A 12,909-nucleotide genomic window follows, 5' to 3' on the forward strand; every position below is an offset into this window, starting at 1 on the left:
GACTGTCGGGCCACAGCCGATGTCGGTGTGTGCCCAGGAAGGCAACTGCGCAGTGTGCGATTGATGCCGATGATCACGTGTTCAGACCGCGGCGCGACAGTATGATCGAGTGAAGACCGAGCTGGTTTTGATTCCGGGGGGACCTTTGATGTTGGTGGAAAATGAAGACTAGCTTGATGATTAGCGCGGCCCTGCTCTCAATGGCCGCTCTCACGAGCTGCCACGTCTCGTTCAATGTGGGAACGGCAAAGGATCTCGCGATCTCGAAAGAGAAGCTGGCCAGCGGTGTCTCGGATGCCCTCACCGCCCAGACCGGGACCGCGCCGAGCACCTCGAAATGCGATGGCCCCCTCCGCGGGGAAAAGGGTGCAACACAGCGATGCTGGATCAGTGATAGTCAGAGCCAGCTCTATGCAGTGACCGTCACGGTGACAACGGTCGAGGGCGAGCACATCAAATTCGACATCGCAGTAGACGACAAACCAACAAGTCGGCCTGCGTAGGGAGCCTCGATTGAACCAGCTCAGTGGCATCGCCTGCGTAGCGGCCGCGACGATCTCACTTACCGGGTGTCATACGAACGCCGGCATGGAGAAGGTCAACCAGATCTCCGCGGAGCGGCTAGCGCAGGGACTGCGTGATGCCGCCAAGGAGAAACAGAACATCGTGCTTCAAAGCTCCGAGTGCGACGGACCTCTAGATGGTGTGGTCAATGAGATCTGAGGGTTTCCGCGGGGATCCACGTGCCCCGGAACCGCTAACATCCATTCTCCCGCATAGCATCTGCAGTGATAGCTCGAGATGGCGCAATTCGAAACCGCGACCTCCTGGTCCCTAGGGTTCCCGAAGACCGAACACCAGGCAAATGCCTGCTAAAACACCATAAAATGGGTCGATGGCCGGTAAAACGCGGGTACATGAGCTCGCTAAGGAACTTCACGTAACAAGCAAGGAGATACTGGCCCGGCTCACCGAGCAAGGCGAGTTCGTGAAGTCCGCGTCATCAACGATCACAGCACCCGTCGCCCGCCGAGTACGGGAGTCCTACAGCAACGACCGGGACCTCAACTCTGCCCGAACTGGACAGGATCAACCCACCTTGGCGGACGCCGGACGCGACGCTGCACCTAAGCGTCCCGCGAAGACCGCGCCGACAGCCCGCCGCCGCGACACCGAGGCTACGCCGAGACCACAACTCACCCAAGACCAGACCGCCAAAATCTGTGAAAGCTACCGCCAGATCTACGTCAATGCGCCGGACCTGGACAGCGCCCTCAGCAAGATTGCCGTGAAATACGCTGACGTATACGGTGTCACGCGCGCGGCAGTGCGGAAGGTAATCATGGCCGACAGACGCCGTCGCGGAACCGATTACGCCGCGATGGACAGGAAACGCCGCACCGCGGACTATGTGGCGCTTCGTAATCTCAGTCAACAAATTCAGCGCCAGAAACATGAAGGGCGGCAGCCGGTTAAGCGGCCACGGCCTGTAGCGAGACAGGCCTCGGGCGCCGTTAAGCAGCCGGCGCTTTCGCGCGCCAGGACGAACGGACTGCCGACGATGACTGTGAACCTCGATGTGGCCTCACGCGCCGAAGCTGTGTTGAACGAGAATGCAGATCGGGACTGCGTCAACGATTTACAGGACTTTGATCCCGCCGGGCCGGATTACGGGTACCTCGCCTGGAGATACGCGACCGTTCATCGTCGGCTGCACCCAGAATCACCGCATACAACCGCCGTAGATCAGCTCACGGCTCTCGCGCGGGCGATTGACACCGACAGAACACAGTTGGACCTTGTGCAGGCCGGAGGCGATATCCTCGAGCATCCCGGTGCGGGAGAACATCGATACCGCAGGCCAGCACTACCGCACTGTCCAGGCTCTGGGCGACGTCGCAAAGCAGCTGGCCGCACAGCAAGAACTGCGCGAGGTTACTGGAATGTTCGGCAGCCTTCACCCAGTGGCCCATCCACGCGAATCTGAACAAACATGAGCGCTTATAGCAGTCCTGCGGCGTTTCACGCCGCTGTCGCACCGTCTCAAAGAGGCTGCCCGCCGCAGCGGGCGCCCTGTCAATGAGATGCGCCGCCAATATCTTTCGCAGAGATTCCTGGCGCGAGTATTTGGCCGCGCCGATTCAGGGTGGGTGCTAGTCGGGGGTACCGCGCTCTTGACGCGGATCCCGGGCGCGCGGCACAGCATGGATGTGGACTTCATTCACACAGTCGATCTGGCTGCCGCTGTTCGTGATCTGGCGGGGAGATTGGATCATCGGCCAGCCCCTGATCCGTACCGTTTCGAAATCGCGTCGACGAGTCCGATTGTCGGCGACCATCAGAGTGTGAAAATCGCGGTGTATGCCGGAGCTACTGAGGTGGAACGATTTTCGGTGGACATCACACGCCGCCCTGGCGTGATCGGTGATGTGGAGGTGTTGCGGCCGCAGCCAGTGGTGCGCGTCGATGATGTCGCTGAGCTTCCGCTGTTTGTTGCGGTTTCCCTGGCTCAGCAGGTCGCCGACAAGTTGTGCGCCATGTACGAAACTCACGGTGCCGCCGCGGTGCCGTCCTCACGCTTTCGTGATCTGGTCGACCTCATCGTGATTTCCACCAACGCATCAGATCTGCAGGCCTTAGCCGCGACGGCGGCGCTGGATCGCGAGCAGCGCCGCCGCAGTATTACGATCCCGCCTGAACTGCCGCTACCCAGCTATGCCTGGACGGCCGGATACCGCAAACAGGCTGCCTCTATCAGCACCGTGCCACAGAATCTGCGCACCGCGGCGGCCGCGATCGAGCGTCTGGCGGTATTCGCAGGTCCCATCCTCGATGGCAAAGCCGCAGGAGTGTGGAATCCGGTTGCGAAACGCTGGGGTCCGCGTTGAGGCCGCTAGCCTGTGTCTTCACCCAGAGGTGAGGACAGCCGAGTGCGCCAGCTGCACAGCTATCGGTTGGCTGTTGAATCCGGGTGGATGTGTGGTGTGAGCCGGGGTCTGCGCGTCTTGTTGTGGAGCCTCGACAAGATCAAACGCCAGTGCCTGTGGATAACCTGTGATATCGCGTCTTCAGGGCGATAGGATCCCATTTGATCGACGAATGGGGGAACCGTGGGGAGCGATCTTTCGGGGTGCGAGCCGCAGCGATGCTGGCGGCAAGCGGCAGTACAGGGGCTGTCGATGGTCAGGTTACGAAAAGCTCAGGGCGTGGGATCCGCAACCTGCAACCCGTCACCGCGGGATTGATGGGGTCGATGTGAATCGGTTGCGAATGGTTGCCGTGCTGTGTGTGGCGCTGTTGGTGGCGAGTTGTTCGCATGACAGCTCGGGCGGTCACGCGATTAGGGCAGGAGACACCCCACAGTCTTCGGGGCCAGGGTCTACGAGTGCGTATCCCTCGTATCGAGAACGGGTCAGTCCGGAGGTGCGAAGGGCCCTGGATTACTCGGCGAACCTGCGCAAGATTGATCCCTGCACATTGGTCGACCTGAACGCCGCGGCGCGGGTTGGCAGGATCAAATATGTTGGCACTGACAACAACCTGAGGGATTGCTTGATCGAGTTCGATGTCCCGAAGAAGAGTGGCTCAGGCGAGGACAACGTACCCGGGCTGCCGCAGTCGATGACTGTGGGCACTCGGGCGCAGGACGACGGTAGCGGTGCCAGGCTTACTCCTGACGACGGAATGTGCCACGGATGGGTTGCCACGGGCCAGCAGCGCAGATTCGGTGCTGAACTGCTCGGGTATTCACTGGTCATGAGCGGCGGTTTCGGGAGTGCTGGCTCGCCGCGCTCTGGATGCGAGGAACTGGGTCCGGTCGTCGACGCCTCCCGGTCGTTGATTTCGCGTCCGGGCGAACGAAGCGTCTCCCGGAAACTCCCCCAGACGAAACTTGCGCGTCTTGACCCATGCGATGCACTCGATGTGGTGACGTCGGGAAAACAGGTCGAAGTCATTTCCGCGGAAAGCCCGTATGAGTGCGACTATCGGAATGCCGAGGACTATTCGAACGAGTCCCGTTTCGATATCTCCTTCTGGTACTCGAAGTTGGCGCAGACACCGCACCCTGCCGATCTGGATCCCAAGTACACCAAGATCCGGGGGGTGCAGTCGACTGTCGAGGAGCGCAGATATCTATGTACGGTGGAATCCTATGTGGGCCTGGATAACCCAGCGGTGGGTCGCGACGACACAAGCGTCTTGCCTCAGTGGGTCGACCTGATCAAAGTAACTGGGAGACCTGAACCTGGCTGTAAGAGCGTGGTTTTGGTGGCGACAGAAGCAGTGCGCCAGTACCAGGAGGCTTCGTGATGAACCGGTTGATGGCAGTCGCGGCAGCCGGGTTGCTTGTAGTTTCGGGTTGCAGCGGCGCAGATGGTCCGATTCGTAAACTGAATTCAACGGCAGCCGCTGCTGCCTACCGTGATCGGTTGCCCCAAAACGTGGAAGAGACACTCGCGCGATTCGACGAGCTGCGCGCCACCGATCCGTGTGGGCTTGTCGATGATGCCGATATCTCGGCGCTGGGTAAGGTCGACTACTTCGGGGTTGACGGTAACGGGCCGGGGAGTTGCGCCATATCCTTCGATCATCCGCGTGATCAGAAGGGCGTCTACGCGATCACGTTGGGGAAGCGGTTCATCGACGCGAAGGCCACGCAGGGCGCTGTCTCGCGCTCTGATGGTTGCGACTACACGGTCGAGACCGGCTACGTGTATCCCGGCGGGGAAAAAGAATTCGCGAGCGTCTCAGTGAACCAGGGGCCCGATGTGTCGAAATCTCAAGCCAGTGCACTGTGTCCGGTAGCCGAGAAACTGGCTTTTGCGATGCGGCCCAAACTGAAATCTCCTCCACAATACGCGGATTCGAAGTATTTGCCCGCCGACAAGATCGTTGACGTCGATCCGTGTGGGCCTATCGAGGTGTTGGGTGACCGGCCCGTGGACGTGGTGAACATGAGCAACCCATTCGTGTGCACCATTCGGGACCGCGGGAGCTCGAATCCAGAAGACCAGCGGTACATCAAACTCGACTACACCCAGCTGCGCGAGGCGCCGCAGCCCAAGCTCATCGGCCCTGATGAGAACGCCACCTATGGCGGTGTATTGAGCTACATCGACGGTGTCCAGGTCCGGACACGGACAGGCTCGGACAAGTCTCCGGAATGCGCATTCTTCATCTTCGCGGGAAATGACGTACCCATCAAGGGATCTCACGCGGGCACGGATTTACGTCAGTATGTGAGCACGATTTTCGTGCGCACAACACCTCGTGGTCGCGACTGCACGGAGGGCCAAAAGATGACCGAACAACTTATTCGGCAATATCGGAGCTCTCAATGAAAGCGATTCCACTGCTGGCAGTTTGCGCCATCAGCGCACTGGTGAGTGGCTGCGTCGAGTCCGTTTCTGGCGATGCGGTTCGGGCCACTGAATCGAGCACGTCGCCGCGGTCGTCGTACCGGGACAAGCTGAGCGCTGAACTGCGCAAGCAGCTGGATCGAGCCCGAGAACTACAGAAGGTGGATCCGTGCTCCCTGATCGACCTTGACGCTGCGGGTCGATTGGCGACCATCACATCCGTTGGTACCGCTGCCAAACCCATCAACTGTGAGATCGAGTATCAGGTGCCCCAGCAGCCGGCGACTTACCCCGACGAGGGACTGTCGGATGTCCCGGGACTGCCGCGCCTGTTGCAGAGCGGCCAGCGGTACTCGGTCACCGGCGGAACCGAGGCGGTCGACCACGTCGGCAGCATGTGCTTCAAAAGACTTTTCACCGGCTACGAAGACGCAGAGGGCAAAGAGATGATCTCCTATTCGCTCAGCGTCAGCGGTAACGCGATCGGTGCACAGGACCCAACTCCGCGGTGTCAGGATCTGGAACCGTTGGTCAATGCCTCGCGGCCATTTGCCGCGCACCCGACGCTGCGCGCGGACTCGCGCCGGCTTCCTCAGAGCAAGCTAATGAACGTCGATCCTTGCGCGGTGATCGATGCACTCAGCGGCCAACCGAAAGTTGAAATCTCAACGCCGATCTATCCGTTTAGTTGCGCGTTCAAGCCCGAAGGCGGCACCAAACGATCGATCACCTTGTTATTCGAGGAAGCCGATGCGGCACGTCGAAGCATCGAGCCAGCCAAGAGCGGGCGTTCATCTGTCAATAAATATCTGGACCTACTCGGGGCTCAGGCCACAATCAGTGCGAGCGGCGGTGACTGCATGCTGATTGCCTACCTCGACTTGGATCGTCCGATTTCTGGTTCGGATCCGCTGAGCCAGAAGCCATGGATTCCCAAAGTGATGGTGAACGCCGAAGACGAAAACGCGAGCTGCCCGAAGGCCGTGGAGGCAGCAACAGAAGTTGTGCGTCTGTATAAGGAGGCCAAATGAAGATTCGACCGTGTGGGTTCGCGGCCGGCGCTGCGGTGCTTCTTCTGCTATCCGGTTGTGTTGAAACAATATCGGGTCAGGCGGTCAAGGGTAATGAGCGGCCGGTGCCGGTAGCCTCTTACCGTGATTCTCTGGATTCTGCCATCCAGACGCAGCTGAAACGCAATGACGAAGTACGCAAGATCGACCCCTGCTCGACGATCAACCTTGATGCTGCTGCGACTCTCGGGCCCATCAAGTACATCGGTACAGACACGCAAGCCAGATCGTGCAGCATTGAATACGACGTGCCCGAGCTCCCCGGCCAGGAGCGCGAAACCTTGAAAAAACTCGTGCCTGGCAAGGTTTCGCATATCAAGTTCGGCGGCAGGCTCATTGATAGAAAAGGCCGCGGCGACTTCGTGATGTCCAACGGCGGTAGTTGCAGCGTGTCCAGGACGTCCGGCTACATCGACCCGGTCTCCGGCACCCCAGAAACAGTGCAGTACTTCGTGTCAATGAGCGGTACTGATCTGGATGTCGAAGATCCGCGCGACGGATGCGACGACATGCAGCGCGTTGCCGATGCGTCAGCCGGCCAACGCCAACATCCCACCCTTCGCGCCGAGTCCAAGTACCTCCCGCATTCCAAGCTGATGACGGTAGATCCGTGTGCGCCGCTGGATGCCCTGGGCAAGGATCGGATGGCTCAGTTGACCCAACTGCAGGAGCCTTTCGGGTGTTTGTATCAGATCCAGGACGGCGCGGCGGGCACCGCTGAGGTGAGCATTTGGTCCGATTATTCGGAGTACAAGACGATGCCACGTCCGGACAATCCCTATGAGGAAGTTTTCAATGTTCGCGGTGTCAAGACCGAGCTCTCCACGAGCGGTAGCGGGCCTGGACTTCAGTGCACATTCAACGCGTACGTTGATTTCGATGATCCGCAGGCGGGGGCAGACCCCATGAGCCGCACCAAGCAGTGGGTTGGCACCCTGTCTGTTCGAGGCGCAGACGCCAAACCGGATTGCAGTTCACTGCGGGCACTCACTGATGAAGCGGTTCGCCGATACCAAGAGGCGAAGTGATGAGGCGGCGCCCGCTTCCGGCTACCGGTGAATTCCTTGTGCGGCAATTCGATTTCAGCGCGGGTGTGCACATCGTCGTTCCGCCCGAGAATCAATTCGCTGCAGACACTGAATCAAAGGGTGCGAATATATGAGAGTCGCGGCTTGTGCGGCAATCCTGCTACTGATGCTCACCGGATGCACCCAGTCCACCGGTGGTGTGGCGATGCGTGAAGGCGCGTCGAACTCTCATCCGTCTTCATACCGCGAACGGGTGGACAAAGACACTCTCACGAAGCGGGATTGGGGTGCTCAACTGCGTGCTGTTGATCCGTGCTCGCTGGTCAACCTCGACGCCGCGGCCACGCTTGGTCAGATGAACTATGTGGGAGCCAGATTCGAGCCCGACACATGCCGCATAACGTACGAAGTGCCCAAGCATGATGTGGGAGTTATGGAAGAGCTACCGGGCTTCGTATGGGACGTGGTCGTCGGTGCCCGCGATGTGGACTACGACAATCAAGGTGAGCGCACACAGCCTGGGCAGGGGGAATGCCAGATACTGGTCCCTTCAGGTTATCTCCAAGATCTCATCACGTATCGGATCCAGATCACGGGTCAAACCAGGGATGGATGTAGCGAACTGCGATCGGTTGTGGACGCCTCACGTGATCTGATTCGCAGCCCGAAACAGCGGGCAGATTCGACGCACATGCCGCAGAGCAAGATTGCCCGCCTCGATCCGTGCCAGTTCCTTGACGTATGGGCCGAAGGCAAGAGTTTTCGGATCGTGCGCCCTCAAAGCGAGTATGTGTGTGATGCCAAACTCAAGGGCGATGGTTCAGATGAGGATGAGACCGTCGTGGCCTATCAAGTACATGAACTCGACTCGACCCCGCATCCTGCGACACGGGGCGAGGAGTACACCCATCTTCGCGGCGTACTAACCCATTTCGAGGACCGCCTGCGCCGAGACGGGCCAAGTCGAGGCAAGGCCATGTGCACCATCGAGTCCTACGTGGGCCTGGATAACCCGATAACCGGCCGCGACGCCATGAGTATGTTGCCCCAATGGGTCGATGTAGTAGCGGCCAGCGGCCAGGAGACAGAGATCGGATGCCCCAAGTTGCTTCGCGCAGTCGAAGAAGCAGTACGGGTCTACCAGGAGGCTTCCTGATGCGATTGCGTTGGAGCACAGCGGCCTTGGCCTTGGCATTAGTCCTCACGGGCTGCCAAAACAGTGACGGTTCCCACTCTGGTATCAGCTCCGCCACATCGGCGGCCACCCCCACCACGAGAGCGCCCGGAAAGTACCGTGACGGTCTGCCGGCTGATGCGCAGGCTGCGCTTGCGCACTACGACGAGCAGCGGGCAATCGACCCGTGCGGGCTTGTGGATAGGGAACAGCTGTCACGGTACGGCAAGGTTCTGCACGTTGGAGGTGGATGGAATGCAGACAACTGCTACATCAAGTACGAGGTGCCCGACAAAGCCAACGGAATCAAAGCAATCGATATCGGCAGTCGCTCTGCAGACCTTCGCACTCAACTCGGTGAACGAAGGGATTCCAGTAGCTGCACATACAAGGTAGATAACAAATTCACGTATCCGAACGGGATGCCCGATCTGATCTACATCGTGGTCACCCTGGCAAAGATTAGTAGTGCAGACGAGGTATCGGCGGTGTGCCCGATCGCGCAAGAACTCGCTAACCAGGCTGTCACACGGACTCGGCCTGGACCTCAGCGCAAAGATTCGCGCACAGTGCCCGTCGACAACTTGGCCGCACTGGATCCGTGCGAACCCATTGAGGCACTGGGTGACCGGCCAATGGTGATCGGGAACTGGGGTATGCCCTTCGAATGTGTCTTTCAGAGCCGCGGCAACGCGCAGCGGCGAGGCATATGGAATATCCGGCTGGAATACACGCCCCTGAACGGAGCGCCGCAGCCCAAGCTTGTAAAGCCAGGACTGGTCAAGATCGATGGTGTGCAGGTGAAAGTGAGCGAGGATGAATTCAGCTGCGAATACACGGCATACGTAGGGGATGATCAGCCCGGTAGCGGACTTGATGACCCAGTTCCTGAGCAATGGGTCACCGTTGTTTCCGTGGACGCCCCCAGGGTTGACGGGAGCTGCGCCGCCGCACGTGCGGTGACCGAGAAAGCCATCAGCCTCTATAAGCAGAGCTGATCGGACACCCACCGCAATCGTTGATGCACATTCACCGAGAATCTGATCTCGCGCCCGGCCGCACGACGAACAGCGGGGTCGATTGGTGGGGTGTGCGTGTCAGCTGGCGCCGATAGATTGCGGAGATGGATCCGTTGCTGCGGTTTTGGTGGGCATTCGAGCTGTTTAGCCCACAGAACGTTCCGGACGTCGGTGCCGACGTGGCGGCGTGGCGGCCAGGCGGCCAGCTTCCCTGGTCGCGACCACGCCCCCTGGCCGAGGGAATGCAATGGGAGTACACGATCTACGTAGGGGTGTACAAGACCGACAAGATCTACGAGCACCTCAACGAGGTGTTCTTGGCCAATGAAGATGAAGAGGTGTTTGCATCCACACGTAGCGGGCAGACGGCGTGCGCGGCATACCTGGTCGATCACAATGGCCATCTAGTCGAGGACGTGGCCGAGCTGTCTTCGGCAGCCTGGGCGCTGGGCAAGATCACGGTCAATCCGCCACCACAACCGAGGGCCCTCGCGGCCCTGTTGGACGGATTTGGCGATGTGAACCGGGACTTCGCAGATGCACTGGCCGCCGCCGTTCGCCGCGCTGACCCCCAGGGCAAGCGACCTGCGTTGAGTTGTCAGGTGATTGAGCAGATCACACAGCTGGTGCACCAGTTCGTGGCCGGAGCAGGCCCTGCGGTCGCCACCGGTGAGATTCGGGTCAAGAGAGCACGCGTCAAGGAGCGCGCCGACCCCAACGAGAGACCCAAGTTCGACTTCCTGAACAGCTCATATCTGCGCGAACTGCAAGCTGTGCGCACCGCGATCGCCCGCGGCGAGGCTGGGCGTGCACTGCTGCAGTACCTGACCCCCGACGATCACATCAGGCTCGAGGAGCGCCGCGATATCTTCAATGATCCCGCGGCGATCGACGAGATGGTGGCGCGTACGGGTGTAGATCGCATGCCGCTTGGCAGATGGCCGTCGAACCCGGCACAGTCGCTGGCTTTGAGTCAACAATTCGCCGCCGACGAGGCGCTTGCGACTCTGGGCCCGATGTCTGGGTTAATGGGTGTCAACGGCCCGCCTGGGACAGGCAAGAGCACTCTGCTGCGCGAAATCGTAGCCGCCAATGTCGTCGAGCGTGCGGTTCAGTTGGCGCGCCTACCGCATCCAGATCGGGCATTCGGGGACTTGCTGGCGACCTGGAAAACGGAGCAGGGCTACGAGCGTGCGATACCTCAGATACTGCCTGAGCTGACTGGCTTCGAAATGGTTGTCGCGTCATCGAATAACGGTGCGGTGGAGAACATTTCCAACGAACTTCCCGCGAAGAAGCAACTCGACGCACGATGGCGTGAACGTGCTGGCTACTTCAAGGCGACAGCCAACGATGTCTTGCGGGCCGCTGATCCCTGTCTTGATGAACACAGCGGTGCCTGGGGGATGATCTCGGCCCGACTGGGCAAGCGGGCCAACCGCGACACCTTCGTCAGGGCGTTCTGGTTGGGTACCGCCAATCCCGCCGACCGGCCTGCGATCCCGCTTCGGATGGCGCTGAGCAACGCCGCTGAGCGAACCACCACCTGGGCGGAGGCGATAGAGACGTTTCATGCCGCGCTACGGGTTGTGGAGCAGCTGCGAGAGCCCCGGTTGGCTGCGCAACGGCGTATCGAGGCCCACCATGCACTACGAGAGGACCTCGATGCTAAGCGGGCCGTGATCGATGACCTCTATGCCCAAGCCGGGAAACTGGCCGAGCAGCGGACAACTTGCCGGGGATATGCCAAGAACGCCACCGAGCACGCGGCGGCACTGGAAGCGGAAATCGCTGAACATGGGCTTGATAAGCCGCGGTGGTGGCGCGGTCTGAAGACGTGGTGGCGTACAAGGGCGGGGTGGGCCGAGAGCGATGAACAGCTGCGGGGGCAGCGCGACGACGCGGTGTACGCGGCGCAGTGGTACAGCGGTGAGGACATCCGTCTGTACCCAATTCACTGTCAGGCCCTGGAGACGCGCGCACAAAACATGAAGAGGGGCTGCCGCTGTATACCGAGCTGGCCGAGCTGCGGGCCGCGATGGCCAGCGATACCGTGCTGCCGGGGTATCCCGGGGTGCCGGGCAGCGTCGAGTGGAAGCCCACGGCGCCGAGTGCGCCGTGGCTTGATGAAGATTTGAATGCTGCCCGCTCAGAGCTATTTCTGGCAGCGATGGACCTGCATCTGGTGTTTTTCGAGCGGGCCACGAAGGTGACGGTGAAGCTGAATGCTGCGGTGGACGTGGTGTGGGGCAAAGCCCCGCATCGGCTGACGGCGGATGCGGTCTTGGCGGCCTGGCAGCTGTTGTTTCTGGCGGTCCCGGTGGTGTCAACGACATTCGCATCATTCGCCTCGCGTGGGGCAATGTTCTCTAGATTGGAACCAGAATCGTTGGGCTGGTTGCTTATTGATGAAGCAGGCCAGGTCAAACCGCAGGAAGCTGTCGGGGCGATCTGGCGGTCGCGGCGCGTGCTGAGCGTCGGTGATCCGCGTCAGCTGCAGCCGATCGTTACGATGCCGATGGCCGCTGAACAGGTTCTGGCTCAGGCGTTTGGGGTGGCTTCGACGTGGATGCCGTCGCGGACCTCAGTGCAGCAAGTGGCCGACCGGACCGGCTGTTGGGGAACCCATATCGGTGAGCACACCGATGATGAGTTGTGGGTAGCGGCTCCTCTGCTAGTGCACCGGCGTTGCGAAGACCCCATGTTCTCCATCTGCAATCGCATCGCCTACGGCCGCATCATGGAAAACGCCAACAGCTGTGTGCGAGAGCCGGATAGCTGCAAGTACGCGGGGCTGCCTGCTAGCAGCTGGATCGATGTTCCAGACCCACAGTCGGGAACAAAGGTGCAGGACAAGGAGATCGCGGAACTCCTTGCGCACATTGAGCTATTGACCGGGCAGCACAAGGTGAATCCTTCGGACATCTTTGTGGTAACCCCATTTCGGCTCGTGGCTGACCGCATCCAAGAAGATGCGTTTGGCCGGTGGCCGCAGATAGGCGGCGGCACCGTGCACACCGTCCAAGGTCAGGAAGCTGACGTGGTGATCTTGGTGCTCGGCGGCGATCCGGACAAGAAACGAGCCCGCGAATGGGTGGGAGAACAGCCCAACCTGATCAATGTGGCAGTCAGTCGCGCGAAACATCGTTTCTATGTGATTGGTGACCGCAAGCGATGGTCAACGGTCGGCAATTTCCGTGTCCTTGCGTGTGAACTTGCTGTGCCCCAATATGACTCCGCCGACTAGGTGGCTTGCGT

At 60.3% G+C, this 12,909-nt stretch carries 11 protein-coding genes and 1 pseudogene; all 12 read left to right on the plus strand.

Features of this window, described 5'->3' with window-relative positions; genetic code table 11:
• Nucleotides 1–176 precede the first annotated feature (176 nt).
• The 12 genes and pseudogenes from BKG76_RS00215 (at nucleotide 177) to BKG76_RS00260 (ending at nucleotide 12,898) form a co-directional block, all read left to right on the plus strand.
• Nucleotides 177–503, plus strand: a complete 327-nt coding sequence (locus BKG76_RS00215) for a DUF4333 domain-containing protein (RefSeq protein ID WP_070934996.1) — start codon at nucleotides 177–179, stop codon at nucleotides 501–503.
• A 10-nt stretch (nucleotides 504–513) separates the two neighbouring features.
• Nucleotides 514–723: a hypothetical protein gene (locus BKG76_RS24970; RefSeq protein ID WP_131815768.1), complete on the plus strand. Its 210-nt coding sequence runs from the start codon at nucleotides 514–516 to the stop codon at nucleotides 721–723.
• Between the two features lie 172 nt (nucleotides 724–895).
• Nucleotides 896–1,049 (plus strand): annotated as a pseudogene (locus BKG76_RS24085) (translation initiation factor IF-2 N-terminal domain-containing protein); the annotation flags it as partial.
• Between the two features lie 1,035 nt (nucleotides 1,050–2,084).
• Nucleotides 2,085–2,888 (plus strand): nucleotidyl transferase AbiEii/AbiGii toxin family protein, encoded by an 804-nt coding sequence (locus BKG76_RS00220; RefSeq protein WP_083337853.1) that lies wholly within the window; start codon nucleotides 2,085–2,087, stop codon nucleotides 2,886–2,888.
• Nucleotides 2,889–3,423: 535 nt separating this feature from the next.
• On the plus strand, nucleotides 3,424–4,311 hold the full coding sequence (locus tag BKG76_RS00225) for a hypothetical protein (RefSeq protein ID WP_070934896.1): 888 nt from the start codon (nucleotides 3,424–3,426) through the stop codon (nucleotides 4,309–4,311).
• 119 nt (nucleotides 4,312–4,430) lie between these two features.
• Nucleotides 4,431–5,342, plus strand: coding sequence for a hypothetical protein (locus tag BKG76_RS00230; protein WP_131815769.1), 912 nt, complete (start codon nucleotides 4,431–4,433; stop codon nucleotides 5,340–5,342).
• Nucleotides 5,343–5,563: 221 nt separating this feature from the next.
• The gene (locus BKG76_RS00235; protein WP_131815770.1) at nucleotides 5,564–6,391 is read left to right on the plus strand and encodes a hypothetical protein; all 828 of its coding nucleotides are present in this window, start codon (nucleotides 5,564–5,566) and stop codon (nucleotides 6,389–6,391) included.
• Between the two features lie 35 nt (nucleotides 6,392–6,426).
• Nucleotides 6,427–7,458, plus strand: coding sequence for a hypothetical protein (locus BKG76_RS00240; RefSeq protein WP_131815771.1), 1,032 nt, complete (start codon nucleotides 6,427–6,429; stop codon nucleotides 7,456–7,458).
• A gap of 130 nt (nucleotides 7,459–7,588) precedes the next feature.
• Complete coding sequence (locus BKG76_RS00245) at nucleotides 7,589–8,614, plus strand: hypothetical protein (protein ID WP_070934904.1); 1,026 nt, start codon at nucleotides 7,589–7,591, stop codon at nucleotides 8,612–8,614.
• A gap of 302 nt (nucleotides 8,615–8,916) precedes the next feature.
• Entirely contained in the window at nucleotides 8,917–9,630 is a 714-nt protein-coding gene (locus tag BKG76_RS00250) for a hypothetical protein (RefSeq protein WP_131815772.1), read from the plus strand.
• A 125-nt stretch (nucleotides 9,631–9,755) separates the two neighbouring features.
• On the plus strand, nucleotides 9,756–11,789 hold the full coding sequence (locus tag BKG76_RS00255) for a hypothetical protein (RefSeq protein ID WP_070934908.1): 2,034 nt from the start codon (nucleotides 9,756–9,758) through the stop codon (nucleotides 11,787–11,789).
• Nucleotides 11,726–12,898, plus strand: coding sequence for a DEAD/DEAH box helicase (locus BKG76_RS00260; protein WP_165611471.1), 1,173 nt, complete (start codon nucleotides 11,726–11,728; stop codon nucleotides 12,896–12,898). The genes BKG76_RS00255 and BKG76_RS00260 overlap by 64 nt, the downstream gene beginning before the upstream one ends.
• Nucleotides 12,899–12,909 lie beyond the last annotated feature (11 nt).

Origin of the sequence: Mycobacteroides franklinii, assembly GCF_001853795.1 — a bacterium.
GTDB lineage: Bacteria > Actinomycetota > Actinomycetes > Mycobacteriales > Mycobacteriaceae > Mycobacterium > Mycobacterium franklinii.

What these genes read in the sequence shown, in the direction of transcription:
- BKG76_RS00215 (WP_070934996.1), top strand. Translation starts at nt 177, where the DNA reads ATGATTAGCGCGGCCCTGCTCTCAATGGCCGCTCTCACGAGCTGCCAC.
- BKG76_RS00255 (WP_070934908.1), top strand. Translation starts at nt 9,756, where the DNA reads ATGGATCCGTTGCTGCGGTTTTGGTGGGCATTCGAGCTGTTTAGCCCA.
- BKG76_RS00220 (WP_083337853.1), top strand. Translation starts at nt 2,085, where the DNA reads ATGCGCCGCCAATATCTTTCGCAGAGATTCCTGGCGCGAGTATTTGGC.
- BKG76_RS00245 (WP_070934904.1), top strand. Translation starts at nt 7,589, where the DNA reads ATGAGAGTCGCGGCTTGTGCGGCAATCCTGCTACTGATGCTCACCGGA.